Below are 24,583 nucleotides of genomic sequence, written 5' to 3'. Positions count from 1 at the left end.
TGGGGGTATTGCAAAGATGCTGCGGGTTGTGTAAAAGCGCAACATCATGAAGCCAGCTTGAATAATGCCATATAAAGCCAGACTAAAGACGGGTGAAGCGCGCAAGCGCAAGAAACCGGGGTACCGGGTGACGAACGCGCGGGCGTATAACCAGAGCCTGAGAAAGCGCGGCATGATCAGCCTGTATGTGCCGGGCGGCGATCTGAAGGCGCAGCTTATCAACGCAAAGAGCCGTACGCCGGGCGTGTCGGGGCGTGAACCGACCTACACCACGGCGTACATCGAGCTGATCTTTACCTTCTACCGGCTGTTTGGCTGGGGGATGCGGCAGATCACCGGCGGCGTGGTTCAAAAAGCGCGATTTTTGCGTTACACAGACGAGCGGAAGCAGCCTGCGTAAGAAAGCAGGAATAGTAAGGAATGCGGTTCAAATGGAGGCCGGCGACGACCTGCCGATATCAGGTTCGCTGAGGCTGGAGTGGGCCGAATCCGAGCAGCGTCAGCCAGTGATCGTGAGGCTTGCGGCTCATCAGTTCCCTCGGGCTCTTTCCAGTTCGCTCAGGGCATCGGCTGCGGGCAAAGCGGCGATGGTTGAAGACAAACTGCAGCAGACCAAGCCAGGCCCGCCCGCCCTTCAGATGACGCCGGTTGGTCAGGTAGACGCGCAGTCGCGAGTTGAGATTTTCGACCAGCGAGCTGCTGCGTGGTGTGCTATGCAGCGCCCCGGATACGGCGGCGTAGACGCCGTGAAACGGGCGGCCGATGCGGGCTAGCAGGCGATTCCACCCTTGCCAGAACGCACTCGACGTTTCGGACTTGCGATGCAGCATGCAGACCTCGCGCACGAGATGGCGCGCCACGTTGTGCGTTCGTGCAATGGCGTCGAGTTTTGTGTCGAGCAGGCCCGCGAAAGCGAGCAGGCCGTCGCGCTGGTTCTGAAGGGCACGCCGGTATGCCCCTGTACGTGACAGGTCCCGTGCTTCACGTTGCTGCAGTTCGGCAACCACGAAATCGAACAGCCGTTGACGCGTCGCGAGGTCCGGCCCAGCCAGTGACAGGATGTCACGTTCGAGCCACTGAACCAGGGTGCGCAGGTCGGCAGCCAGCTCGTGCGCATGGGCTTCATTGCGCCGAAGCGTTTCCAGCGCGGCTTCGAGGAGGCTATCCTCACCACGTCGACGGGGATTGGCCAGACGCGCTTCGAGCTGCTCGCGCCCGGTGCGAGCGCCACTGGCGACACGATGCCAGAGCGTCGCTAGTGATTTACCCTGCTGGATGATGTGGAATACGTCGCCGTGACACGGCGTATCGGGCCAGGCCATTTTTTGCCCGGCACGCAGACCGGTTCCCGCATCGGCGATCGTGTGCTCAGGATCGAGGCCCTGTGCCTGCAGATCCAGCAGATGGATGGCCCAGGTGTCGCCGTCGCGATGGGCTTCGGGGGCGAGCAGATAGCAATAGGTCGAGGCGACATCGATACCGGCGAGCACGGGTTGGGAACCCTGAAAGAGTTCGTCGTGCAGACCGACCCGGATGGGTGAGAGATCGATACCGGCGTTGATGGCGATGGCCTGCTTTGCGGCCCGCTGAAGAACGGTGTGAATCGTGCCCAGGCTGGTCGAGACGCCGAGCAGGTCGTGCATGAGTTCAAGGGTACTGCGAAACGAAACGTGGCCCACCATCGTGAGCGCCACGATGACCTGATCGAGCCATTGGCGGGTGACCGGCAGCATGAAAAGCACCTGATCTGCGTCGGCTGCCCGCGTGGTATCAAAGGTAGAGAGCGTCAAGCAGCGTGGCCGGCGCATTGACTCAAGATTTTTGCTACCAAGCGGTACCTGTTGCCTCATGTAATTTGTTACCCGTCAGAATGCTGGCGGGGACGACTTATGACGAGGCGGCTCAGCATGACAACACGACGGGAATTGACTGATGCGGTTGGCGAGCGGTATCGACGTTCTGACCGGACGGAGAAACGCCAGATCCTGGACGAATTCATTGAACTGACGGGCTATCACCGGAAGCATGCGATCCGGGTGCTGTGCCGGGATCCGCAGCCGCAAAGGACGAAGCCAGGTGAGCTATTGTCGAATCTGGTGTACAGCGGGAGCGGCGGGAATTTGAGAAGGCGGTGGCGGTCTAGCGAGAATGTTGCTTGTCAAAGGCACAACCAGCGAACCCGAGAAGGCCGGACCCGACCACCATGAAGAAGATTACGCAAGAAGCGAACAGCAGTAAAGCGCAAACGAAAAGCGTGCTAGATGAGCTGATCCAGCAAGGCGCGCGGCAGATCATTCAGCAGGCAGTCGAGGTGGAACTGGCGACCATGCTCGAACAGTACAGCAACGTGAAGTCGATCGACGGCCGGCGTGCCGTGGTGCGCAACGGCTACCTGCCCGAGCGCGAGGTCGTCACAGCGATCGGTCCGGTGACGGTTCAGGTGCCGAAGGTGCGGGATCGTTCGGGCTCGGGCATCCGGTTCAATTCGACGATCGTGCCGCCGTACGTGCGCAAGTCCGCGCGCGTGTCGGCAGCGCTGCCGTGGCTGTACCTGCGAGGCATCTCGACGGGCGACATGAGCGAAGCCATGGGCATCATGCTGGGCGGCCAGGTCAGCGGCATGTCGCCGAACGTCGTGAGCCGGCTGAAGGCCCAATGGGCCGATGAGCATGAGCAGTGGAATCGGCGTGAGCTGTCGTCGGCGCGCTGGGTCTACTGGTGGGCCGACGGCATTCACACCGGTGTGCGCAGCGACGATTCCGACGGCCAGTGCCTGCTGGTGATCGTTGGCGTCAAACCGGACGGGACGAAGGAACGTGTGGCCATCGGTGACGGCTACCGGGAATCGAAGGCATCGTGGAGCGAACTGCTGCTCGATCTGAAGAAGCGCGGCCTGCCGTCGGGGCCACTGCTGGCCTGCGGCGATGGCGCGATGGGATTCTGGGCCGCGATGGAGGAAGTGTTCCCGCAGACGAAGCATCAGCGCTGCTGGTTTCACAAGATGGGTAACGTGCTCAATGCGCTGCCGAAATCGCAGCAGGCTCGAGGCAAGAAGGCGATGCAGGACATCTGGATGGCGGCCACGCGCGCTGATGCACTGGCCGCATTCAATCACTTCGTCGACGCGTACTCGGCAAAGTACCCGAAGGTCGCCGAAAAGCTGACGGAAGATCGTGACGAGCTGCTCGCGTTTTACGATTTCCCGGCTGAACACTGGCAGCATCTGCGCACCACGAACCCGATTGAATCGACCTTTGCGACGGTGCGCCATCGCACGAAACGCACGCGCAACTGTGTATCGCGCGCGACGTTCCTCGGGCTGGCGTTCAAGCTGATCGAGTCGGCCGAAGAATCGTGGCGGCGCATCCGCGCCCCGGAAAAGCTCACTTCGATGCTTGACGGGATGACGTTCAAGGATGGAGAACCGGTGACCGACAGCACACCGGCTCAGCAATCGCTAGCCGCCTGATTACGCCGAGACCGCATACACCAGATTTGACTTTAACTCAAGCCAGGTCCGCAGCGACGTTACGACGACGAAGTGCGTGCGGCGCTGATCACGCTGTGGGAGGCTGCCGACCGGATCTGCGGCAAGCGGCTGAAGGCGCTGATCCCGACGCTGATCCACTCGATGACACGGCATGGTCACCTGTCGCTATCGAAGGACGTGCGCCAACGGCTTGAGCAGATCAGCGCCGCTACCATTGACCGGCTGCTGCGCGACGTGCGCGAGCAGGCCTTCTCCGGCCAGCGCCGGCGCGCCGGAGGAATCGGCAATGCGATTCGCCGTGCGGTGCCGATCCGCACGTTCTCTGACTGGAACGATCCGTTGCCCGGCTATCTCGAGGTCGATTTCGTCGAGCATTGTGGTGGCACCAAGATCGACGGCGACTTCGTGCACAGCTTCGTGATGACAGATATCGCGACCGGCTGGACCGAATGCCTGACCATGCCGTATCGCAGCGGGGCGTTCGTTCTCGAGCACATCGAGCGTGTTAGCCGTGCCTTGCCGTTTCCGCTGCGTGGTCTGGATTGCGATAACGATACTGCCTTCATGAACGCGGCCATGCTTGACTTCTGCAAGGCAACGGGTATCGAACTGACGCGCTCACGTGCCTACAAGAAAAACGATCAGGCGTGGGTCGAGCAAAAGAATGGCGCCATCGTGCGTCGCCTCGTTGGCTATGGCAGGTTACGCGGCCTCGAAGCCACGGCAACCCTTGCTTCCCTCTACGAGGTGTCGCGGCTGTACATCAACTTCTTCCAGCCGTCATTCAAGCTGAAATCGAAGACCCGTCACGGCGCGAAGGTGACAAAGCGCTATGAGGCGCCCTTGACGCCGCTCGAGCGCGTGCTGCGTTCTGCTTCGGTGTCAGAGGCAACCAGACGCAGACTGCGCGCCCAGTTCAGAGCGCTCGACCCACTGGATCTCTTACGTCGAATGCGCGAGGCCCAGCAGCGTGTCGCCGAATGCAGTGCTTCCGGAGCGGCGCCGACAGAGACAAAGCCATCCGGTCAAGTTCCACTCGCGGATTTCCTGGTGAGTCTTGGAACGGCGTGGCAGGCCGGAGAGGTCCGGCCGACGCATCATCGAAAAGCGCGCGTCCCCCATGACTGGCGTACCCGGGAAGATCCGTTCGAGCATACCTGGCCGAAGATACAGCAGTGGCTCGAAGCGGAGCCCGGCATTACCGCGCAAAAGCTCCATGAGCGTCTCACTTCAATGGCTCCCACCATGTATTCCGGCGCGCAGCTGCGCACCTTGCAGCGCCGCGTGAAGGCATGGCGATCGAACCGTGCCAGAGAACTGGTGACGCGGATACTCGGCGATGCCGACGCGATGACGGCTGGCGCCGCTACGCAGCGCCAGCCGTCATCGCAAAACAACCAGAGACTGACAATTACCCGGGAGTAACATCATCCCGTGAGGCAACACGCCGGCCAAGCTAATTGTCGCCGCCCACAAAGGCTTCATCCAGCGCTACACTGGCCGTGCCGATCTGTCGGTAGACCGTCGGGCGGCTCACGCCGTTACGCTCAGCCAGCACACTGATGGGTTCGGTGCGCGTGAGGGCCTGAAGTGCAATCGCTTTGCGTTTGTCGTCGCTCAGTCTGCCGACGCCAGATCGGGTGTTTTGAGTCATGGATGCCGCAGAGGAAAAATGGGGGCACCATTATCGCCTGGCACTCAAGGTGCCTCCCAATGTGTAACGCAGCTTTGAACCTCGCCGAGATTCCCATGCTCAAGCGTAGGAGCTGGCACGGTACCAGCGTCCGACTGATGGTAAATGATCGGCCCCCAAAATTTCTATAAATTTTACGCGTGAAGGCTGTGGCCTTGTAATTCCGGCCCCATTTTTTGCGACCATGCTTGGCTGAATGCTGGACTAGCTGCAGCGCCCTAGATGCGACTGAATAGCGCCTTGCGCTCGCAACGCTGCCGCCAGGGGAAGGTACGCGAAACGGCCACGAGTTTGTCCTTACTAGTGGGGTTCACCGTCAATAGCTCCAGCCGGTTCGGGGGCGACTGGCCTCTGATAAAATCTGCGTAGCGTGCAACAGTTGGGTTGCGCGCATCCGGGGAGGCGGATCGGCCGCCAGATTGCGAAACAATCCGCGTCATGCTTTGAGCATTCAATGGCGAATTACGAAAATCTTAACGCCAAGCAAGCGTTCATTTGGCGCATCGTGCATCGGCAAAACCTACCATGGCTGCTCGACAACGGTATCGTGTGTGCCAGCAGCCAGGTCCGCGACCCGAACTTCGTGGCCATAGGTAACGCTGACCTGATCAGCCGTCGCACACATCGCGAGGTACCCATTGCGCCGGGCGGGACGCTAAGCGACTATGTGCCGTTCTACTTCACCCCGTTCTCGCCGATGATGTTTAACATCTACACCGGCCGGGGTGTGCCGAAGCAGCGCAACGAAAATATCTGTATCCTGGTTAGCAGATTGCCTGCTCTGCATGACGCTGGCGTTCCGTTTGTATTTACAGATCGGCATGCCTATACGCAGATGGCCCGGTTTTTCAGCGATCTGGATGATCTGAATCAGGTTGACTGGCCGTTGCTGCAGGCGCGAAACTTTAAACGCAATCCGGACGATCCGGAGCAGATTGAGCGATATCAGGCTGAGGCACTGGTGCACGGCAAGCTCCCGGTCGAGCTGCTTACCGCCATCGTGTGCTATACCGATACGGTGAAGGGCGAGCTGGAGATAGAGTTGGCGGCACGCCGTTTGAACGTCCAAGTGCGTTCACTCCCAAAATGGTACTTCTGATGATTACTTACACCCAAGGCAATCTCCTCGAGGCGCCAGCGGAAGCGCTGGTCAACACGGTCAACACCGTTGGGGTAATGGGAAAAGGCATCGCACTGATGTTCAAGGAGCAGTTCCCGGAGAACTTCCGGGAATATGCGGTTGCCTGCAAGGAAGGTCGCGTCCAGACGGGCAAAATGTTCGTGACGGAGCGTATGGCGCTGATGGGTCCGCGCTGGATCGTCAACTTCCCGACGAAACAGAACTGGCGTGCACCGTCGCGCTTGGAATGGATCGTCGAGGGTTTGAAGGATCTCCGCAGTTTTATAGAGCGCGAGAAAGTCCGGTCGATAGCAATCCCGCCGCTCGGGGCTGGCAATGGCGGCTTGGATTGGCTTGTTGTGAAGGACCACATCGACGCGGCGCTGGGGGACGTGTCGGGCACTGAGATCCTCGTCTACGAGCCAATCGCCAAATATCAAAATGTGGCGAAAAGAGAGGGCGTCGAGAAGCTTACACCGGCGCGCGCGCTGATCGCGGAATCGGTGCGACGGTATTGGGTACTCGGTATGGAGTGCAGTCTGCTGGAGATACAGAAGCTGGCGTGGTTCCTCGAGCGTGTGATCGAGAAAACCGAAGTGCCTAACCCGTTGCAACTCAAGTTCATTGCCCACACATATGGCCCATACGCAAACCGACTCGAGCATCTGCTAAACAATCTTGACGGCAGCTATCTGCATTGCGATAAGCGCATAGCGGATGCAGATCCACTCGATGTGATCTGGTTCGACGACCGACGCAGTGATGTGTTGACCGCATATCTGAAAAGCAGCGAGATGAAGCAATATCTCGCCGCGTTAGAAGAAACGGCCTCGCTTATTGACGGATTTGAATCGCCGTTTGGACTCGAATTGCTCGCGTCTTTGGACTGGCTGCTGGCGCGCGAGGGTCGCACTGCAAGTGTGGAGAGCATCCGTGCTGGCCTCGCTGAATGGCCGGGTGGAGAATCGGCCGGTCGGCGGAAACACCGGCTGTTCGACGATAGAGCAATTCAGATCGGTCTTACCCGGCTCACCGAAATGGCGCACGCGTAGCAGGGTTCTGTTGCAGTAAGGCCCACGTTAAAATTGGGTAGCGAATTTTTGAGCTGTGCGATGATGAAGACGAAGACACCGCGAACCACCCTCGCGCCGGGCCTGGCCAAGGTCCTGAAGTGCCTTCACTACCCGCTTGAAGTGATTTTGCTGTGCGTGCTGCGATGATACGTGAGTTAAAGTCAAATCTGGTGTATGCGGTCTCGGCGTAATCAGGCGGCTAGCGATTGCTGAGCCGGTGTGCTGTCGGTCACCGGTTCTCCATCCTTGAACGTCATCCCGTCAAGCATCGAAGTGAGCTTTTCCGGGGCGCGGATGCGCCGCCAAGATTCTTCGGCCGACTCGATCAGCTTGAACGCCAGCCCGAGGAACGTCGCGCGCGATACACAGTTGCGCGTGCGTTTCGTGCGATGGCGCACCGTCGCAAAGGTCGATTCAATCGGGTTCGTGGTGCGCAGATGCTGCCAGTGTTCAGCCGGGAAATCGTAAAACGCGAGCAGCTCGTCACGATCTTCCGTCAGCTTTTCGGCGACCTTCGGGTACTTTGCCGAGTACGCGTCGACGAAGTGATTGAATGCGGCCAGTGCATCAGCGCGCGTGGCCGCCATCCAGATGTCCTGCATCGCCTTCTTGCCTCGAGCCTGCTGCGATTTCGGCAGCGCATTGAGCACGTTACCCATCTTGTGAAACCAGCAGCGCTGATGCTTCGTCTGCGGGAACACTTCCTCCATCGCGGCCCAGAATCCCATCGCGCCATCGCCGCAGGCCAGCAGTGGCCCCGACGGCAGGCCGCGCTTCTTCAGATCGAGCAGCAGTTCGCTCCACGATGCCTTCGATTCCCGGGCGAGGTTCAAAGCTGCGTTACACATTGGGAGGCACCTTGAGTGCCAGGCGATAATGGTGCCCCATTTTTCCTCTGCGGCATCCATGACTCAAAACACCCGATCTGGCGTCGGCAGACTGAGCGACGACAAACGCAAAGCGATTGCACTTCAGGCCCTCACGCGCACCGAACCCATCAGTGTGCTGGCTGAGCGTAACGGCGTGAGCCGCCCGACGGTCTACCGACAGATCGGCACGGCCAGTGTAGCGCTGGATGAAGCCTTTGATACCACGCGGGCAGCCGACGCAGATCAGGTGCTTTTCATGCTGCCGGTCACCCGCCAATGGCTCGATCAGGTCATCGTGGCGCTCACGATGGTGGGCCACGTTTCGTTTCGCAGTACCCTTGAACTCATGCACGACCTGCTCGGCGTCTCGACCAGCCTGGGCACGATTCACACCGTTCTTCAGCGGGCCGCAAAGCAGGCCATCGCCATCAACGCCGGTATCGATCTCTCACCCATCCGGGTCGGTCTGCACGACGAACTCTTTCAGGGTTCCCAACCCGTGCTCGCCGGTATCGATGTCGCCTCGACCTATTGCTATCTGCTCGCCCCCGAAGCCCATCGCGACGGCGACACCTGGGCCATCCATCTGCTGGACCTGCAGGCACAGGGCCTCGATCCTGAGCACACGATCGCCGATGCGGGAACCGGTCTGCGTGCCGGGCAAAAAATGGCCTGGCCCGATACGCCGTGTCACGGCGACGTATTCCACATCATCCAGCACGGTAAATCACTAGCGACGCTCTGGCATCGTGTCGCCAGTGGCGCTCGCACCGGGCGCGAGCAGCTCGAAGCGCGTCTGGCCAATCCCCGTCGACGTGGTGAGGATAGCCTCCTCGAAGCCGCGCTGGAAACGCTTCGGCGCAATGAAGCCCATGCGCACGAGCTGGCTGCCGACCTGCGCACCCTGGTTCAGTGGCTCGACGTGACATCCTGTCACTGGCTGGGCCGGACCTCGCGACGCGTCAACGGCTGTTCGATTTCGTGGTTGCCGAACTGCAGCAACGTGAAGCACGGGACCTGTCACGTACAGGGGCATACCGGCGTGCCCTTCAGAACCAGCGCGACGGCCTGCTCGCTTTCGCGGGCCTGCTCGACACAAAACTCGACGCCATTGCACGAACGCACAACGTGGCGCGCCATCTCGTGCGCGAGGTCTGCATGCTGCATCGCAAGTCCGAAACGTCGAGTGCGTTCTGGCAAGGGTGGAATCGCCTGCTAGCCCGCATCGGCCGCCCGTTTCACGGCGTCTACGCCGCCGTATCCGGGGCGCTGCATAGCACACCACGCAGCAGCTCGCTGGTCGAAAATCTCAACTCGCGACTGCGCGTCTACCTGACCAACCGGCGTCATCTGAAGGGCGGGCGGGCCTGGCTTGGTCTGCTGCACTTTGTCTTCAACCATCGCCGCTTTGCCCGCAGCCGATGCCCTGAGCGAACTGGAAAGAGCCCGAGGGAACTGATGAGCCGCAAGCCTCACGATCACTGGCTGACGCTGCTCGGATTCGGCCCACTCCAGCCTCAGCGAACCTGATATCGGCAGGTCGTCGCCGGCCTCCATTTGAACCGCATTCCTTATTATTCCTGCTTTCTTACGCAGGCTGCTTCCGCTCGTCTGTGTAACGCAAAAATCGCGCTTTTTGAACCACGCCCAAAATCCAAAAAAACGCATTCTTGAGGCCGCTCGAATTTGCGTTTAACACCACTTCCAACTGGCGGCATTAAGACGATCATCCCAATCACCCCCGGCGTCATTACGCCGTTTCATGACAAATGCTTCCCGCTCTAGCGGAATTGGCCGAGGTGTCTCGAAAAGTGAATTGAGAAATGCTGTCGCGATGACGTGATTCGATGGTAGCTGTGGGTGAGATTTCAACAGTTTCTCGTACTGCACTTCGATTTCTCCTACTTCCCTCGAGTAATTCGCAAGAAGAGATCTGGTCTCCGCAGAATCCTCACAGACAAATCCCGGGACTTTGAAATGCGTCGCGCCAGGGTATGCGCTTGATAGCCGATCCATTGCATTTCTCATCCGATCTTGCGTCCCCCTCTCGCGAGCGTTTAACCATTGTTCGCCGAAAAACTTCCCGTTAGTTCGACCGTACCCCAAAAAAATGGCAATTAGTTCATTATTTAACGTATGTGGGGTGTTCTGACGTAATGTGGGTATTACATGACCCTCGAGTACTTGATGATTGCTGATGGCATTGCTTATATCGAAAAACTCATTAAGAAAACCCCGCTCTTCAGATACTTTTTTTATGCAATATTTAATATTGAGCACGTATGCATCTTGCGAGGCGTGAACGGCGATAATTCTTAGTCCATTTCTGACGAATGAAGGCTGAATACGTCCGCATTGATTGATCCACCGCCCCCCACCTGAAATATAGGAAGCTGGCTTCGATCCATAGATCGTCAATGCTGCCCCAATCTTGGCCTCGTGTGCGATGCCTTGTTGGACACGATTGCCGAGTTCGTTTAATGCAACGCTCCATAGATTGGAAAAACTGCATGGATAGTCGTTCAGTTTGGGGCGAACACTGTGCTGCACCTGGGTCGGGTGCCGTTGCGTCGAATTCGCTCCGTCGGGACGGTAAACCGCAAGGGCATCGGGAATGGTCGACGACCGGTCGCCGATGCTTCGCCGGCGAGCCGGCGAGATGTCAAGTGCGGTTCCGGATCCTGATGCCGTAGGTAGCCCGGCAAGTCGCGAATCTACGGTTCGGCGCTGGAGGGGAGGCGGTTCTTGCAGTTGCTCTTGCGGTCGTTCGCCTGCACCTGACGGGGACTCTGTTTCGGGGAGTTGCAGTACGGCGGTAGGCATGCTTGACAAATTGCCCATTTTCCACTCCGAAAGTTGCGGCTGTGTCAACTGGTTGCTAGTTTCGACGCTCACCGCGCACAGGGCAGGCGTCTAAAGCGGGAGCATCAATCCCCTATCGAGCACGACGCGCCCGGGATGCGAAGATATGTTTCGGCATGCGAAAGTTCATGACGAGGGAGGTCGAGCACGATCACGGCGCGGCGCAAGCCGCCGATGATGCTCATCGTCGGTTCTCAATTCGTTCAGCCCGACACCTTAACCGATTCGCACCCGCGCTATTTGCACCTGAGCCGTCCGTCACATCAGAGCCGGTTCGCGCACGAACCAAAAACTTCGGGCCTCCGTTTCGAGAAGGGCGGCCTCGAGATATTGTGTAATCTCTAACTGGGAGAAACGGAAATGGACCTCAGGCGCATTGGTCAGGGCGGCAGTTTCGATCCCGAATTGTATTGCTCAGTTGAGAAGGAGGCTGGACCAGACAACACGGCAGAATTTGCGAACAGGCCATCAAGATCAGCAGACCGCCGACTTCTGGGTTGTCCCCCTTCTCCCGTTCGGGATTATCGCCTCGGCCTAATGCTAGGATAAGAGTCGAGTCTGATGTCTCGCCCTACACGGGAGAAAAGAGGGTTTTTGTCGAGCAGAAAGACGCACTTCATATACAAGGTAGGAACGGCCATTTTTACCCCATACCTCAGAAGTATATTTTCCCCTTCCAACGCTCACAGGGCACCTCTTTTTCCTTTACTCCGACGGGGCTAGACAGTCTCCGCAGAAAATACGACATGGTACACGGCGTGGTTCTGTTGCAGTAAGGGTGTCGGGACGAGAAATGTCGATCAACTGATTGCGGGTTTTCCGAAGGGGCCGAATTTGTCTGCGAGCCCCACCGGGAATGGCTTTCGGAGCTGGCGAGGGGGAGCGGTTAAAGTGAGGGCTTTGCGGATGCGAGAATGGCTGCAAACCATGGCCGGCAGGCGATTCCCACGAAATTGAGTGAAGCGCAGTTCGGGCAATTTGTCTTGCCGCACCTGAGCCGGGGCCGGCGCGGCCCGCCGCCGACGTTGCCGTTACAGAGGATGTTCAACTACGTCCTGAAGGCGCTCTATATGGGGTGTCAGCCTGTGCGCGCATCGCAACGAAACGGATGCAAAGGGGCTGCCTGAAATCCACCACACCCGCATCTACCGGATCATGCGACGCTGGCAGGCTGACGGCAGCATCGACCGGGTCTTCGCGGGCTCGGTCGATCAACTGCATCGGGACCAGCTCCTCGACCTCGCGAACATCCATGGCGACGGCACGACCACAGCGGCAAAGAAAGGCGGCGACAACCTGGGCTACAGCGGGCACAAGCATCTGAAGGGCGACAAGGTGGTGGCCTTCTGCGATCGCAACTGCAACATCATCGCGCCATTCGTGACGGCGCCGGGCAATCGCAACGCATCACCCCTGCTGCGTAACGCGCTGCCCAAACCCACCGCCATTGCGCGCGCCATTGGTGCGAACCTGCAGGGCTCAACCGTCAGTCTGGATGGCGTCTACGACTGCCGCGAAAACCGCCGTGCGATCTTCAACCGCGGCATGAGGCCCAACATTCCCGAGAACCCGCGTGGGCGCGGTCGCAGACGGCATTTCGACGCGGCCATCTTCGAGGAGCGCTTCAGCACCATCGAGCGCGTGTTCGCCTGGGAGGACACCTTCCGCCGCCTGCTGCTGCGCTTCGAACGCATCAGTGCCGTGCACTACGCGCTCAAGACGCTCGCCTACACGATGATCAACCTGAGGCACTACTGCCGCAGCTGATCGCGGCCCTCAGGGCGGCTTGTCGCTACTTCGCCGGCGCATTGCGCCATGGCCGCGCGCGTCGTTACCATGTCGAGCACTTCGCAAATCAGACTTCCGCTTCGCGTTGCCAGTCTTGCCAACTCATGTATTTCATGAAACATATGCATTACTGATCAAATGCAACTTCAGTCTGCTTGAAACCCGCAATCAGTTGAAAGTTAGTTCTGGGACAGAACACTAGGAGATGTTGGCACAACCACTATTTCGTCTAGCCAGTCGTCATCACTTGCGGAGGTGCCGGGCAAGGGGGCTGCACCGGAACCGCCGCTAGGCGGATATGCAGGGCGCCCCAGCAGCTCCAGTAGCCAGTTCAAGTCCGCTGCTGAAAGCTCCTCGAGCGTACCTGAGCCGCCTAAGTCGAAGCCTTCAGCGTTTTCGGGCCCGGTCGATGCTGCGTGGTGCGCCAAGGCAGAGTTTCGGACGGGGCTTGGGGATTCCAGCGAGCGCTCTAATGATTCGGCGAAACCTTGCATGGCCCCGGCAGATGAAGGCTGCGCAGCATCTGCCCGCGGCGGCAGGTTCAGGCGGTTGAGCAAACGCTGCCAGCGCAGCCCTGCGTCGGGCAGCGTACCGCTGAGCGCTTCAGCCTCGGTCACGCCGAGACTGGCAAGCAGCCTGAGCAAATCGACTCTTGACACTTGGAATTTGGCTTTGGCGTCGGCGAAGGCCGATGACCTAGGTGGAAGATAGTCGTGGAAGAACTGCAGGACTGCTACGCATTGCGCGGGCGTTGGCCCATACCTGGTGGGCGTGGGTGCTGGGTTGGAAGCCGGGCTGATTTGCATTCGCCGAATCGGCGCTTGTGTGTGCCGTGCTGTCTCCAGCGCAGGTCGACCACCGATGCAGGCTAGGGCGACGGCCTGCCCGGTGCTCAGACCATGGGGCCGCTGGCACAATTCCGGTAGCAGCACCTTGACCGCCTCCAGCGCCTGCTTGCCACCATTGTTGCTGGCGATCGCCACCACCTGTTCTGTGCCTAGGCCATAGGGTGGCTCACGCAACTGGGGGAGCAGCGCCTTGACTGCCTCCAGCGCCTGCTTGCCACCAATGTTGCTGGCGATCGCCACCACCTGCCCGGCGCTCAGGTTGCAGGGCGGCGGGCACAATTCCGGGAGCAGCACCTTGACCGCCTCCAGCGCCTGCTTGCCGCCATCATTGCTGGCGATCGCCACCACCTGTGCGGCGCTCAGGTTGTAGGGCGGCTGGCACAATTCCGGGAGCAGCACCTTGACCGCCTCCAGCGCCTGCTTGCCGCCATCATTGCTGGCGATCGCCACCACCTGTGCGGCGCTCAGGTTGTAGGGCGGCTGGCACAATTCCGGGAGCAGCGCCTTGACTGCCTCCAGCGCCTGCTTGCCACCAATGTTGCTGGCGATCGCCACCACCTGCCCGGCGCTCAGGTTGCAGGGCGGCGGGCACAATTCCGGGAGCAGCACCTTGACCGCCTCCAGCGCCTGCTTGCCGCCATCATTGCTGGCGATCGCCACCACCTGTGCGGCGCTCAGGTTGTAGGGCGGCTGGCACAATTCCGGGAGCAGCACCTTGACCGCCTCCAGCGCCTGCTTGCCGCCATCATTGCTGGCGATCGCCACCACCTGCCCGGCGCTCAGGTTGTAGGGCGGCTGGCACAATTCCGGGAGCAGCACCTTGACCGCCTCCAGCGCCTGCTTGCCGCCATCATTGCTGGCGATCGCCACCACCTGTGCGGCGCTCAGGTTGTAGGGCGGCTGGCACAATTCCGGGAGCAGCACCTTGACCGCCTCCAGCGCCTGCTTGCCACCATTGTTGCTGGCGATCGCCACCACCTGTGCGGCTCTCAGTTTATAGGGAGGCTGGCACAACTCCGGTAGCAGCGCCTTGACTGCCTCCAGAGCCTGCTTGCCGCCATCATTGCTGGCGATCGCCACCACCTGTTCTGTGCCCAAGCCATAGGGTGGCTCACGCAACTGGGGGAGCAGCGCCTTGACTGCCTCCATGGCCTGCTTGCCACCGATGTTGCTGGCGATCGCCACCACCTGTGCGGTGCTCAGGCGATAGGGTGGCTCACGCAACTGGGGGAGGAGCGCCTTGACTGCCTCCAGCGCCGATTTGCCACCAATGTTGCTGGCGATCGCCACCACCTGTCCGGCTCTCAGTTTATAGGGAGGCTGGCACAATTCCGGTAGCAGCACCTTGACCGCCTCCAGCGCCTGCTTGCCACCATGGTTGCTGGCGATCGCCACCACCTGTTCTGTGCCTAGGCCATAGGGTGGCTTACCCAACCTGGGGAGGAGCGCCTTGACCGCCTCCAGCGCCTGTTTGCCACCCCCGTTGCTGGCGATCGCCACCACCTGTTTTGTGTTCAGGCCATAGGGTGGCTCACGCAACTGGGGGAGCAGCGCCTTGACTGCCTCCAGCGCCTGCTTGCCACCAATGTTGCTGGCGATCGCCACCACCTGCCCGGCGCTCAGGTTGTAGGGCGGCTGGCACAATTCCGGGAGCAGCGCCTTGACCGCCTCCAGCGCCTGCTTGCCACCAATGTTGCTGGCGGCCGCCACCGTCTGTGCGGTGCTCAGGCCATAGGGTTGCTCACGCAACTGGGGGAGCAGCGCCTTGACCGCCTCCAGCGCCTGCTTGCCACCATTGTTGCTGGCGATCGCCACCACCTGTGCGGCTGTCAGTTTATAGGGAGGCTGGCACAATTCCGGGAGCAGCGCCTTGACCGCCTCCAGCGCCTGTTTGCCACCCCCGTTGTTGGCGATCGCCACCACCTGTTCCGTGCCTAGGCCATAGGGTGGCTTACGCAACCAGGGGAGGAGGACCTTGACCGCCTCCAGCGCCTGCTTGCCACCATTGTTGTTGGCGATCGCCACCACCTGTTCTGTCTTCAGGCCATAGGGTGGCTCACGCAACCTGGGGAGGAGCGCCTTGACCGCCTCCAGCGCCTGCTTACCGCCAACGTTGCTGGCGATCGCCACCACTTGCTGCGGCGTAAGATTCAGCGGCGGACGCGTGAACTCCTCCCGCAGCTTATGTACCAGCAGGATGGCGGGTCGCGCGCCGTATTGAGCAATTCCTGCAATCTGCGAGACATCCAGCCTAAGGGGCTCCGCCGCCAGATCTGCTGCTGTCCACAGCAGTGCCTCCAGCGCAAGGTTTCCCGACCTCTGCCGGGCGATGGTCACGATGTGACTGCGTTCCAAGCCGGGGAGCGCAGCAACTAGGGCTTGGTAGTCTCGGGCCACGACCTTCAGCGACTGCCGCCGGTTACTGATCTGGCAGATTTCGGCATGGGTGAACCCGTGTTCCGTCAGCTGATCGTGATACTTCGCAATTTCACTGGAATTTTCCGGTTTGAGCTTTCGAAGCTGCTCCTTGGTATAGCCTAGGGCTAGCAGACCAGCCGAGCCGGTCGGGGCGTGCGCAGTTGCGGAAGTTTGCGCGGCCGCATCGGAGCTTGATGTGCTAGGGGGCAAAGATGGTGACGTGGCCCCGGTGGACAAGCGGTCGGATTGCGGCTCCAGACGCAACCCGGCATGTGACGGCACAGGAGCCTGCCAGGCGGCAACCAACGTCCTCTCCTGCTCATGGGTGAGCGCGTCCAGTCCCGGACTGTGCTGCAGCCTGGACGGCGAAGCAAGTCCGGGGCTGGGAGGCTGGGCAGGTGGCGTCGTAGGACGTGACTGACCAGGCACCCAGGACTGCACAGGTCTCAATACGCCCTCCACGTGGCCGAAATCGGTCCGGCGGCGCAACGGGGCAAGCACGTCGTCGCCAGCCGAGTGTGCCCGGCGCCGGGCTACGCCCTCCTGGGCAGTAGAAGCCTCATTGTCCTGTTCAGGCGAAAAGGACGCGTCGTTGGATGTGCCGTTTGTACTGTCGATTCTCATGTCTTCCTCTCCCGCTACCCGAAGGCAGGGCGACCCGCAGCGGCGCGCCGTCAGAATGGCGCGCTGTGTGTCAGCGAGATCACTCGGACAAAATCATGCTGACCCACAGTCGCAGGGCCTGTCTCGCGCATAGCGAAATGACGGCAGCGCAAGCGAACTGTTTTCGGTTCTGGTAATCATATAGCCGGCCCCACGCCGTTGTGGTGAAGCGGCGGGCGTAGAGTTGAGGTTGCGAGACCCACTTGATGCACAGGAGGCCGGCATGGATGGGGAGTTAAAGTCAAATCTGGTGTATGCGGTCTCGGCGTAATCAGGCGGCTAGCGATTGCTGAGCCGGTGTGCTGTCGGTCACCGGTTCTCCATCCTTGAACGTCATCCCGTCAAGCATCGAAGTGAGCTTTTCCGGGGCGCGGATGCGCCGCCACGATTCTTCGGCCGACTCGATCAGCTTGAACGCCAGCCCGAGGAACGTCGCGCGCGATACACAGTTGCGCGTGCGTTTCGTGCGATGGCGCACCGTCGCAAAGGTCGATTCAATCGGGTTCGTGGTGCGCAGATGCTGCCAGTGTTCAGCCGGGAAATCGTAAAACGCGAGCAGCTCGTCACGATCTTCCGTCAGCTTTTCGGCGACCTTCGGGTACTTTGCCGAGTACGCGTCGACGAAGTGATTGAATGCGGCCAGTGCATCAGCGCGCGTGGCCGCCATCCAGATGTCCTGCATCGCCTTCTTGCCTCGAGCCTGCTGCGATTTCGGCAGCGCATTGAGCACGTTACCCATCTTGTGAAACCAGCAGCGCTGATGCTTCGTCTGCGGGAACACTTCCTCCATCGCGGCCCAGAATCCCATCGCGCCATCGCCGCAGGCCAGCAGTGGCCCCGACGGCAGGCCGCGCTTCTTCAGATCGAGCAGCAGTTCGCTCCACGATGCCTTCGATTCCCGGTAGCCGTCACCGATGGCCACACGTTCCTTCGTCCCGTCCGGTTTGACGCCAACGATCACCAGCAGGCACTGGCCGTCGGAATCGTCGCTGCGCACACCGGTGTGAATGCCGTCGGCCCACCAGTAGACCCAGCGCGCCGACGACAGCTCACGCCGATTCCACTGCTCATGCTCATCGGCCCATTGGGCCTTCAGCCGGCTCACGACGTTCGGCGACATGCCGCTGACCTGGCCGCCCAGCATGATGCCCATGGCTTCGCTCATGTCGCCCGTCGAGATGCCTCGCAGGTACAGCCACGGCAGCGCTGCCGACACGCGCGCGGACTTGCGCACGTACGGCGGCACGATCGTCGAATTGAACCGGATGCCCGAGCCCGAACGATCCCGCACCTTCGGCACCTGAACCGTCACCGGACCGATCGCTGTGACGACCTCGCGCTCGGGCAGGTAGCCGTTGCGCACCACGGCACGCCGGCCGTCGATCGACTTCACGTTGCTGTACTGTTCGAGCATGGTCGCCAGTTCCACCTCGACTGCCTGCTGAATGATCTGCCGCGCGCCTTGCTGGATCAGCTCATCTAGCACGCTTTTCGTTTGCGCTTTACTGCTGTTCGCTTCTTGCGTAATCTTCTTCATGGTGGTCGGGTCCGGCCTTCTCGGGTTCGCTGGTTGTGCCTTTGACAAGCAACATTCTCGCTAGACCGCCACCGCCTTCTCAAATTCCCGCCGCTCCCGCTGTACACCAGATTCGACAATAGCTCGGATGGGGGGCGACAATGATTGCGTCCGGTGTAGCGACAAATGGAATGAACCCCCCCACCTATCGGGTGGGACACGCTAAAGAAGGCGGACCCTCGCGGGCCGACGGCATCAAAGTGCCCAAAAGGAAGATCATTGAGGTCTTCACAGGGGCGCATTCCGCAGCCGCCATCCCCGAATTGATCCTGCTCGCGAAGCGAGGCCGATGGATCAGGTTCCCAGCGAAACGGCAGGTGTAGCTAGGAGACGGAGATGCTAAGTCCACGTGAATTCGCCACCCTCATGCTGCTCAAGGATGCGCCCGACCTGATGTGTCTGGACGGTGCGGATCTGGAGGCGCTTCTGGACCGCCAGCTCGTCACGCTGGAACAACGCGCATCCGGCCAGCAACGCCCGCTCATTACCAGCGACGGACACCTTGCTCCTCAAGGCCGCCGCTCGTGTCCCGAACGACGAATGACACATCTTGCGTAATCCGTTCCGCAGTCAAGGAGTATTCCGTGGCCGAATCGTGGACAGGAATCGCCGTCGGTCTGTTTGGGCTGACTTCCGCCGTGCTGCTGGTTGCCGCTCACTATCGACGCGAATTGATCCGGCGGCGGCAACTCAGGCAGATGGACCATCGTCATTGTTGGGACGTGATGCAGCACAGGCGCTGAATGGGCGCTTTCGGATACAAAGCGCTCTTCGAAATGTCCAATTGCCGACAGAGGCGAACATCGCCTCATGGCCGACAAGGCCCGCTCGATGTTCGCGTGACCGGTCATTCGCTGATGCGTGAGCGATTTTGCAGACAGCATCTGCAAAATTCGTTCGGTCGGCCAAACTGCCCTTCTGTTTGCAAGACGGTTTGTGGCGAAGCTGAGAGAGTGGTGATGGGAACTGACAGTTAGTTGCGATTTTGCACACCGATGCGAGTTGACAAATTTCTATCCGCAATTGAGACAGATTCAATATGTTCTACGGCATTGGAAAGCGCGAACTTCTGACGCTATACGACATTGTCGGTACGCCGATTCGGCGGCACCGTAAGGTCAAGGGTGTCGCAAACCCGTTCGACCCGCAGTAGGAAAGTTATTTCGAAGAGCGGTTAGGCTTCGCGATGATGGACTCGCTCAAGGGCCGGATGCGGCTGATCCGGTTGTGGCTCGATCAGCAGCGGTCCTGTCCAGCCTGGCATCAGTTGATCACGAAATCCAGTGGGTGGCGTCTACTTCACTTGGAACGAGAGATCGATGGCGGAAAGGACACGATTAATAACCTGACGATGCTTCACCGGATTGTCATCGGATCGCGCGTGCCCTCGGAGTCTCAGTAGTGAAACCGTTCCCGGCAATGGGGCTTTGAAAGGCTTTGGCCGTGTGCGGGGAAACCCGCATGCACGATTCTTAGGGGGCGGCGGTGCAGTAATGCACCGCTGCTACCCGACCTCAATACCAATTCAGGCAACGTCCCGAGGAAACCACGATCGGTCCCATTCCACAATTGCGTAGGAATACGAGCTATATGTTGAATCTTTCGTCTTGACAGATTTTCGTCAGGTATTGGAACTGGTCCTTTTGGTGTTCACTCGCCCGGTTAAAGCTGATTCCAGCCCCCGTCGAATCCAGGCACACGACCGCAGCCGCGGACTCTTCCCCGCATTTCGAGTTACCGGCGAGCTGCCTTGCGGCCCTGGCGCGACGCTGCGATCGCTTCGCGCAGATCCTCCAGCATCGCACTGACGTGCACACCCGCGAGATCGCGCGCGGCCTGCGCGGCACCAAGTTCGCGGCGCAGTTCACCCATTTCGGACTCGAGCTGACGGATCCTCGCACGTGCGTCCTTGAGCGTGGCCGTCGTCAGCTGCAGCTCGCGTGCGCTCTCGTCGTCCGCATTGGATGACACCCCTTGGCCGGCTCGTGCATGCAGCTGCGCGACGCTCTCGCGCAGCAGTTCGCGCAACAGTGGCGTGAGCGAGGCGCGCAGCGCGTCAGCATCGACGGTGACGGGATGTCGGGCGTCTTCACGTTTCCTGCGCTGGGCCACCGCGGACAGTTGTTTTACGGCGGCAGCCGTTGCTACGCGCGAGTCAGCAGGAAGCAGCGCGGACGCTTCGGCAGCCGCCTGTACGGCGCCACGCTCGAGCGCCTGCGCGCGCAACACCGCGGACTGGATTGTCGGCGTACTGGGGCGCCGACGTACTCCGACCTGCGGCGCGACATCCCGCAACAACCGACCGTAGGTCGTGGCGCCATAGACACGGCCCGTCGTAGCGCGTACCGCCGCAACGAGCCCGTCCAGAAAACCCGTGTTGTCCCGTGGGAAGTGACGGTCGAGCATCGCAACCGCACTCGAGATTGCGCGCACCTGCGAGTCGCTCCATTCGATCCGGGGTCGTCCCATTTGCCGCACCCTCAGAACAGCAACGCCTGGCGCGGATCGCGCGCGGGCGGCCGGGAGGCGGTGGCCCCCTTGCGACTGCGCGCGGAGGCGCGGCGCTGTGCAACGCGGCGCAGATGCGCGATCAGGGACACGATCTCGACGCCCGCCGTAAGGGTCAGCGCAAAGCGGCCAATCTCACCCGGCGCAGTCGCCGAACCTGCGCGCAGCGACGGCCGCAGCGCCAGGCGCCGCGCGCGGGCGAGCAACTGGCCGCGGCTCATTCCGGGCCAGCAGTCGGCGACGAACTGGCGGACGGTGGCGGGCAGTGACTCGGGCGCGACATCGCCAGGCAGCGCCAGGGCAATGAGTTCGAATGCATTAGCCATCGTGGAACCATCTCCTTCTATCACCTCACGCGAATCGGACTGAGCGCTGAACATGCGGTCGCCGCCAGCGACGCGTGCCTGAGGTATAAATAGTGCACATTATTATACCTCTCCTCCTCACTGCCTGGCACCGCCACCTGCCGAACGTACGCAGCCACGGACACGGGATCCCGACATTGCAATTGGCAAAAGGTGAGCTAGAATCAGGTGCATTCTTCACCGGGAGATTGCTCCCATGCAAATGGAAAGCTGGGTCCGGACAATCGAGCGCGAATGGCATCAGTTGCGCCACGCTGACCCTACACTGGATGTCGAAAAGTTCTCGCGCCACGTCATTGCGGCAAACAAGACTGGATTCCTGTCACCGGAGTCACTCGCGGCGATCGCAAATGCACTGCTCACCAGCACGTTAAACCGCGCACCCCATCTGGGCCGCTGGTTGCTGGAGCGTATTGGCGCGAACCGCCATCCCGCCTGGCGAATGGCCATGGCTATTTCTCTCGTCACACCAACAGGAGGAGAGGCGGACTTTGGCAGAGGTAACGCGATTCTTGAAGACGTGATGAAGGACGAGACCGCGGACGGTCGTCTGCGCGGCATGCAGGTGGACGCAATCCGTGCGCGCTCGCTGTACGAGCAGGCCATTGACCTGGGACACAAGGCCTTCTATGGGGAGTTGAAAGTCAAGCCCGTTCCGATAAAAACTCTCTGTTGTGCGAAGTAAATGTGCCCCGTGGCGATCCGTCGTCTACGGCCAGCCTCGAGTGGTCGCCTCTTACGACCGGACGCGAGCTGGGCGTAGACGACCCACCGTAATGGGTGCAGGTTAGGCGTAATTGCATGGACCTTCTCGCAGGTGGTCGGCATGCCAATGTCGTTCAGGTCAGGGTGGGTGATGGGACCGGCAATGGCCTTCTATGGGGAGTTGAAAGTCAAGCCCGTTCCGATAAAAACTCTCTGTTGTGCGAAGTAAATGTGCCCCGTGGCGATCCGTCGTCTACGGCCAGCCTCGAGTGGTCGCCTCTTACGACCGGACGCGAGCTGGGCGTAGACGACCCACCGTAATGGGTGCAGGTTAGGCGTAATTGCATGGACCTTCTCGCAGGTGGTCGGCATGCCAATGTCGTTCAGGTCAGGGTGGGTGATGGGACCGGCAATGGCCTGGTCGACCTTCTATCCGTGCCGGCCTGACAGACCGGTCACCTTATGCCGCATGCGCAAAGCGCTGGTGCCACCCTGTTACCGACGCGCCCCATCTCAGGCAACGGCTACCGCATGGGTAGCCCAGGCCTTGTGCGGGCGCGTTGACCTTTAGATGCCGTCGTTCTTCAACTCTCGTCAGATACTTGCCATGTTGACACCTCGCGATTTGAGGATGGCACCAGCAGGAATTTCATCATGTTCGAGATAGCGCCACAGCGCGATTGCGAGACGCCGTGCGAGCGCGACGATTCCAACGCGCCGCATCCGCTTGCCGGAGCCGGCAAAGCGCCGGTTGAACCAGTGGCTGAGCTCGCTGCCGGGCTGAAAACGTAGCCAGCTCCAGGCGAGTTCGACCATCAGCCAGCGACATCGCCGGTTGCCCGCCTTGCTAATACCGAGTTCAACCTCGCTGTTGCCGCTCGCGTACGGCGTGGGCGTCAGACCCAGACAGCCGGCCACTTCGCGGCGGTTGCGAAACTGCCGCCAGCCGAACAGCTCCCTGACCAGGGTGCATGCGCTGCCGGTACCGATGCCCACAAGCTGTGCCAGCAGCGCCATGCCGGGGTGCGCGCCGCTACGCACCTGCCGGTCCTGTTGCGCTTCGAGCATGCGGATCTGCTGGCGCACCAGTGCGAGCCGCTCACATTCGCGGTCAATCTCGGCGCGCAGCGCGGGCGCCAGCAGCTCGTGCTGACGGGTCCACCAGTGCGCCCAGATGCGACCGCCGACAGAGGTGACCCGAAGGTTGTGCAGTACCAGCAGGGAACGGATCCGGTTGATGTGCGCGGTACGCTCCTGCCGGAGGCGTTCGAGCTCGCGGTGCAGGCGCCGGTCGTCCTCCTGCTCGGGCGTGGGAATGCGTGCCACCGCCCACACGCGCCGCTCGCCCGCGTAATAGCGCATGAGCATCAACAGCAACTGGTCGCTGTCAAGCCGGTCGGTCTTGGCGCGACGCGCACGGCGGTTCACCTCGATACTGGCCGAATCCACGACGAGATTGACGATGCCCTGTTCAGTCAGCCAGCGGTGCAGCCAGAAGCCGTCACGGCCGGCCTCGTAACAGCTGTAGACGGATACGTGGGCGCCGAGCGCGCAACGCGCCCTCGCGTTCGCGACGGCGATGAGAACGGCAGTGGCATCACCAGCGGCAACGGTACATCGGCTGGGCGCGCGCTGGCCATCACCCAGTGAGAGCTTCCAGTTCTTCTCGCCCAGTTCAAAAGCCATGTACAGGCGGCCACTTGCCGTCGTATTCTGCCCGTGTAGGGCTGTGTCAGGCGTGTCCATTTGCGTGCTCCTTCGGAGAAAACGGATATGCAACTCCTGTTTTACTCCTTCGGGCTGAACTTCGACGGCCCCCCCCCATAGCATCTCGGCACACAATCTCGGACTTTTCTGGGAAGGTGTCTGGGGTGCGGAAGACAATAGCGTTGCCCGGGACCGCACAAAGGCCATGCAAAGTTATCGACGCGGTGGCGAAGATAAACGTTGCCAACGCCGTCTGGAAGCGCTGGGTTGAAACCCTGCCGGCGTGACACCCCGCGCGAAACGGTGTCTCACTTCGAATCATGGATGACGTTTCAATGACTGTTTCCTCCTTTGCGCCACCCTTTTGCGGTCAGCCGCTCCACCGCTGCAAGATAGCGGGCCTGGGAATCGTCAACATTGCCTTTCTGCCCCGCGCTCAGAACGTCGTACAGATGCCCGGCGACCACCGAGCCGATCGCGTGAATAGCATCGTGCCGCGTCAGTCCTTCGCTTATGAGGCGATGCATGGCCTGGACCACAGGGTCGAGACCCATCGCAATCTGGTTTTCCACGACGGTATGAAGCACGGCGTGTGCGGTGACATTTGGAAGTTTGACGTGCGCCGCCCGATGCCAGGCCTCGGCCAGGGCAATGCGCTCCTGTTCGTCGAGTTCGAGCCATGAGTCAGGCTCGGGCGCGTTTTGAGGGTTGTACGCTTCCATGCTTCACTCCTTTCAGTAACGGATCTGCACTGTAGATCGGCGTCGACCGCGCTGATCGATCGAGACCATCATAGCGACGGATACATGACGTCGAATTCCAACCGCAGCGATTCCGGCTGAAAGACGTAGAGGCCACCAAGTCCGACTCTTCAAACCGCACCGGTGCTCTTCCACGT

At 60.7% G+C, this 24,583-nt stretch carries 20 protein-coding genes and 2 pseudogenes; 12 read left to right on the top strand and 10 right to left on the bottom strand.

Annotation, left to right across the window (positions count from 1 at the left end; genetic code table 11):
- Window positions 1–64: 64 nt before the first annotated feature.
- The gene (locus QFZ94_RS00995; RefSeq protein ID WP_429455318.1) at window positions 65–400 is read left to right on the top strand and encodes a hypothetical protein; all 336 of its coding nucleotides are present in this window, start codon (window positions 65–67) and stop codon (window positions 398–400) included.
- A gap of 58 nt (window positions 401–458) precedes the next feature.
- Here the strand turns inward: QFZ94_RS00995 and QFZ94_RS00990 are convergent, their stop codons facing one another.
- The gene (locus QFZ94_RS00990; RefSeq protein WP_429455316.1) at window positions 459–1,790 is read right to left on the bottom strand and encodes a hypothetical protein; all 1,332 of its coding nucleotides are present in this window, start codon (window positions 1,788–1,790) and stop codon (window positions 459–461) included.
- A gap of 413 nt (window positions 1,791–2,203) precedes the next feature.
- On the opposite strand from QFZ94_RS00990, the gene QFZ94_RS00985 reads away from it, so the two are divergent.
- Window positions 2,204–3,469: an IS256 family transposase gene (locus QFZ94_RS00985; RefSeq protein ID WP_429455097.1), complete on the top strand. Its 1,266-nt coding sequence runs from the start codon at window positions 2,204–2,206 to the stop codon at window positions 3,467–3,469.
- A 72-nt stretch (window positions 3,470–3,541) separates the two neighbouring features.
- Window positions 3,542–4,915 (top strand): integrase catalytic domain-containing protein, encoded by a 1,374-nt coding sequence (locus QFZ94_RS00980; protein ID WP_429455106.1) that lies wholly within the window; start codon window positions 3,542–3,544, stop codon window positions 4,913–4,915.
- Window positions 4,916–4,946: 31 nt separating this feature from the next.
- Here QFZ94_RS00980 and QFZ94_RS00975 read toward each other — a convergent pair whose 3' ends face one another.
- Window positions 4,947–5,144: a hypothetical protein gene (locus QFZ94_RS00975; RefSeq protein WP_429455314.1), complete on the bottom strand. Its 198-nt coding sequence runs from the start codon at window positions 5,142–5,144 to the stop codon at window positions 4,947–4,949.
- A gap of 493 nt (window positions 5,145–5,637) precedes the next feature.
- On the opposite strand from QFZ94_RS00975, the gene darT reads away from it, so the two are divergent.
- The 3 genes and pseudogenes from darT to QFZ94_RS00960 all read left to right on the top strand — a co-directional run.
- Window positions 5,638–6,282 carry a type II toxin-antitoxin system toxin DNA ADP-ribosyl transferase DarT gene (gene darT / locus QFZ94_RS00970; protein ID WP_429455312.1) on the top strand — a complete coding sequence of 215 codons (645 nt, stop codon included), beginning with the start codon at window positions 5,638–5,640 and terminating at the stop codon, window positions 6,280–6,282.
- A complete protein-coding gene (darG, locus tag QFZ94_RS00965; RefSeq protein WP_429455310.1) occupies window positions 6,282–7,355 on the top strand; it encodes a type II toxin-antitoxin system antitoxin DNA ADP-ribosyl glycohydrolase DarG in 1,074 nt (357 codons plus the stop codon). Before darT ends, darG begins: the two co-directional genes overlap by 1 nt.
- Before the next feature lie 63 nt (window positions 7,356–7,418).
- Window positions 7,419–7,514 (top strand): annotated as a pseudogene (locus QFZ94_RS00960) (IS6 family transposase); the annotation flags it as partial.
- A gap of 53 nt (window positions 7,515–7,567) precedes the next feature.
- Here QFZ94_RS00960 and QFZ94_RS00955 read toward each other — a convergent pair.
- Window positions 7,568–8,197 (bottom strand): annotated as a pseudogene (locus QFZ94_RS00955) (IS256 family transposase); the annotation flags it as partial.
- Between the two features lie 85 nt (window positions 8,198–8,282).
- Here QFZ94_RS00955 and QFZ94_RS00950 point away from each other — a divergent pair.
- A complete protein-coding gene (locus tag QFZ94_RS00950) occupies window positions 8,283–9,464 on the top strand; it encodes a hypothetical protein (protein WP_429455308.1) in 1,182 nt (393 codons plus the stop codon).
- Entirely contained in the window at window positions 9,404–9,775 is a 372-nt protein-coding gene (locus QFZ94_RS00945) for a hypothetical protein (RefSeq protein WP_429455306.1), read from the top strand. Before QFZ94_RS00950 ends, QFZ94_RS00945 begins: the two co-directional genes overlap by 61 nt.
- A gap of 162 nt (window positions 9,776–9,937) precedes the next feature.
- On the opposite strand, the gene QFZ94_RS00940 is transcribed toward QFZ94_RS00945, so the two are convergent.
- On the bottom strand, window positions 9,938–11,140 hold the full coding sequence (locus QFZ94_RS00940) for a hypothetical protein (RefSeq protein WP_429455304.1): 1,203 nt from the start codon (window positions 11,138–11,140) through the stop codon (window positions 9,938–9,940).
- A gap of 1,122 nt (window positions 11,141–12,262) precedes the next feature.
- Here QFZ94_RS00940 and QFZ94_RS00935 point away from each other — a divergent pair.
- Window positions 12,263–12,874: a transposase gene (locus QFZ94_RS00935; protein ID WP_429455303.1), complete on the top strand. Its 612-nt coding sequence runs from the start codon at window positions 12,263–12,265 to the stop codon at window positions 12,872–12,874.
- A gap of 200 nt (window positions 12,875–13,074) precedes the next feature.
- Here QFZ94_RS00935 and QFZ94_RS00930 read toward each other — a convergent pair whose 3' ends face one another.
- Window positions 13,075–16,785, bottom strand: a complete 3,711-nt coding sequence (locus QFZ94_RS00930; RefSeq protein ID WP_429455301.1) for an avrbs3 family type III effector protein — start codon at window positions 16,783–16,785, stop codon at window positions 13,075–13,077.
- 310 nt (window positions 16,786–17,095) lie between these two features.
- Window positions 17,096–18,361, bottom strand: a complete 1,266-nt coding sequence (locus QFZ94_RS00925) for an IS256 family transposase (protein ID WP_429455097.1) — start codon at window positions 18,359–18,361, stop codon at window positions 17,096–17,098.
- A 375-nt stretch (window positions 18,362–18,736) separates the two neighbouring features.
- Between QFZ94_RS00925 and QFZ94_RS00920 the strand changes: the two genes are divergently transcribed.
- Window positions 18,737–18,958: a hypothetical protein gene (locus tag QFZ94_RS00920; RefSeq protein ID WP_429455299.1), complete on the top strand. Its 222-nt coding sequence runs from the start codon at window positions 18,737–18,739 to the stop codon at window positions 18,956–18,958.
- 26 nt (window positions 18,959–18,984) lie between these two features.
- A complete protein-coding gene (locus tag QFZ94_RS00915) occupies window positions 18,985–19,143 on the top strand; it encodes a hypothetical protein (RefSeq protein ID WP_368594271.1) in 159 nt (52 codons plus the stop codon).
- 991 nt (window positions 19,144–20,134) lie between these two features.
- On the opposite strand, the gene QFZ94_RS00910 is transcribed toward QFZ94_RS00915, so the two are convergent.
- Together QFZ94_RS00910 and QFZ94_RS00905 are read right to left on the bottom strand one after the other, a co-directional pair.
- Window positions 20,135–20,806 carry a hypothetical protein gene (locus tag QFZ94_RS00910; RefSeq protein ID WP_429455296.1) on the bottom strand — a complete coding sequence of 224 codons (672 nt, stop codon included), beginning with the start codon at window positions 20,804–20,806 and terminating at the stop codon, window positions 20,135–20,137.
- 74 nt (window positions 20,807–20,880) lie between these two features.
- Window positions 20,881–21,234: a hypothetical protein gene (locus QFZ94_RS00905; RefSeq protein WP_152854516.1), complete on the bottom strand. Its 354-nt coding sequence runs from the start codon at window positions 21,232–21,234 to the stop codon at window positions 20,881–20,883.
- A gap of 235 nt (window positions 21,235–21,469) precedes the next feature.
- Here QFZ94_RS00905 and QFZ94_RS00900 point away from each other — a divergent pair, with 235 nt between their 5' ends.
- On the top strand, window positions 21,470–21,958 hold the full coding sequence (locus QFZ94_RS00900) for a hypothetical protein (RefSeq protein ID WP_429455294.1): 489 nt from the start codon (window positions 21,470–21,472) through the stop codon (window positions 21,956–21,958).
- A gap of 614 nt (window positions 21,959–22,572) precedes the next feature.
- Here QFZ94_RS00900 and QFZ94_RS00895 read toward each other — a convergent pair.
- Both QFZ94_RS00895 and QFZ94_RS00890 read right to left on the bottom strand, forming a co-directional pair.
- Entirely contained in the window at window positions 22,573–23,724 is a 1,152-nt protein-coding gene (locus QFZ94_RS00895; protein WP_429455293.1) for an IS110 family transposase, read from the bottom strand.
- 293 nt (window positions 23,725–24,017) lie between these two features.
- The gene (locus tag QFZ94_RS00890; RefSeq protein ID WP_429455291.1) at window positions 24,018–24,407 is read right to left on the bottom strand and encodes a hypothetical protein; all 390 of its coding nucleotides are present in this window, start codon (window positions 24,405–24,407) and stop codon (window positions 24,018–24,020) included.
- Between the last annotated feature and the right edge of the window lie 176 nt (window positions 24,408–24,583).

The sequence above is a fragment of the Paraburkholderia sp. JPY465 genome (assembly GCF_050436725.1).
In the GTDB taxonomy this organism is placed as follows: Bacteria; Pseudomonadota; Gammaproteobacteria; order Burkholderiales; family Burkholderiaceae; genus Paraburkholderia; species Paraburkholderia youngii.
This window is presented reverse-complemented; position numbering and strand designations above follow the sequence as displayed.

Bases quoted from the DNA above. Each gene is read 5' to 3' on its own strand.
- QFZ94_RS00995 (WP_429455318.1), top strand. From the start codon at position 65: ATGCCATATAAAGCCAGACTAAAGACGGGTGAAGCGCGCAAGCGCAAG.
- QFZ94_RS00985 (WP_429455097.1), top strand. From the start codon at position 2,204: ATGAAGAAGATTACGCAAGAAGCGAACAGCAGTAAAGCGCAAACGAAA.
- QFZ94_RS00975 (WP_429455314.1), bottom strand. From the start codon at position 5,144: ATGACTCAAAACACCCGATCTGGCGTCGGCAGACTGAGCGACGACAAA.
- darT (WP_429455312.1), top strand. From the start codon at position 5,638: ATGGCGAATTACGAAAATCTTAACGCCAAGCAAGCGTTCATTTGGCGC.
- darG (WP_429455310.1), top strand. From the start codon at position 6,282: ATGATTACTTACACCCAAGGCAATCTCCTCGAGGCGCCAGCGGAAGCG.
- QFZ94_RS00950 (WP_429455308.1), top strand. From the start codon at position 8,283: ATGACTCAAAACACCCGATCTGGCGTCGGCAGACTGAGCGACGACAAA.
- QFZ94_RS00945 (WP_429455306.1), top strand. From the start codon at position 9,404: ATGCTGCATCGCAAGTCCGAAACGTCGAGTGCGTTCTGGCAAGGGTGG.
- QFZ94_RS00935 (WP_429455303.1), top strand. From the start codon at position 12,263: ATGCGACGCTGGCAGGCTGACGGCAGCATCGACCGGGTCTTCGCGGGC.
- QFZ94_RS00930 (WP_429455301.1), bottom strand. From the start codon at position 16,785: ATGAGAATCGACAGTACAAACGGCACATCCAACGACGCGTCCTTTTCG.
- QFZ94_RS00925 (WP_429455097.1), bottom strand. From the start codon at position 18,361: ATGAAGAAGATTACGCAAGAAGCGAACAGCAGTAAAGCGCAAACGAAA.
- QFZ94_RS00920 (WP_429455299.1), top strand. From the start codon at position 18,737: ATGCTAAGTCCACGTGAATTCGCCACCCTCATGCTGCTCAAGGATGCG.
- QFZ94_RS00910 (WP_429455296.1), bottom strand. From the start codon at position 20,806: ATGCTCGACCGTCACTTCCCACGGGACAACACGGGTTTTCTGGACGGG.
- QFZ94_RS00905 (WP_152854516.1), bottom strand. From the start codon at position 21,234: ATGGCTAATGCATTCGAACTCATTGCCCTGGCGCTGCCTGGCGATGTC.
- QFZ94_RS00900 (WP_429455294.1), top strand. From the start codon at position 21,470: ATGCAAATGGAAAGCTGGGTCCGGACAATCGAGCGCGAATGGCATCAG.
- QFZ94_RS00895 (WP_429455293.1), bottom strand. From the start codon at position 23,724: ATGGACACGCCTGACACAGCCCTACACGGGCAGAATACGACGGCAAGT.
- QFZ94_RS00890 (WP_429455291.1), bottom strand. From the start codon at position 24,407: ATGGAAGCGTACAACCCTCAAAACGCGCCCGAGCCTGACTCATGGCTC.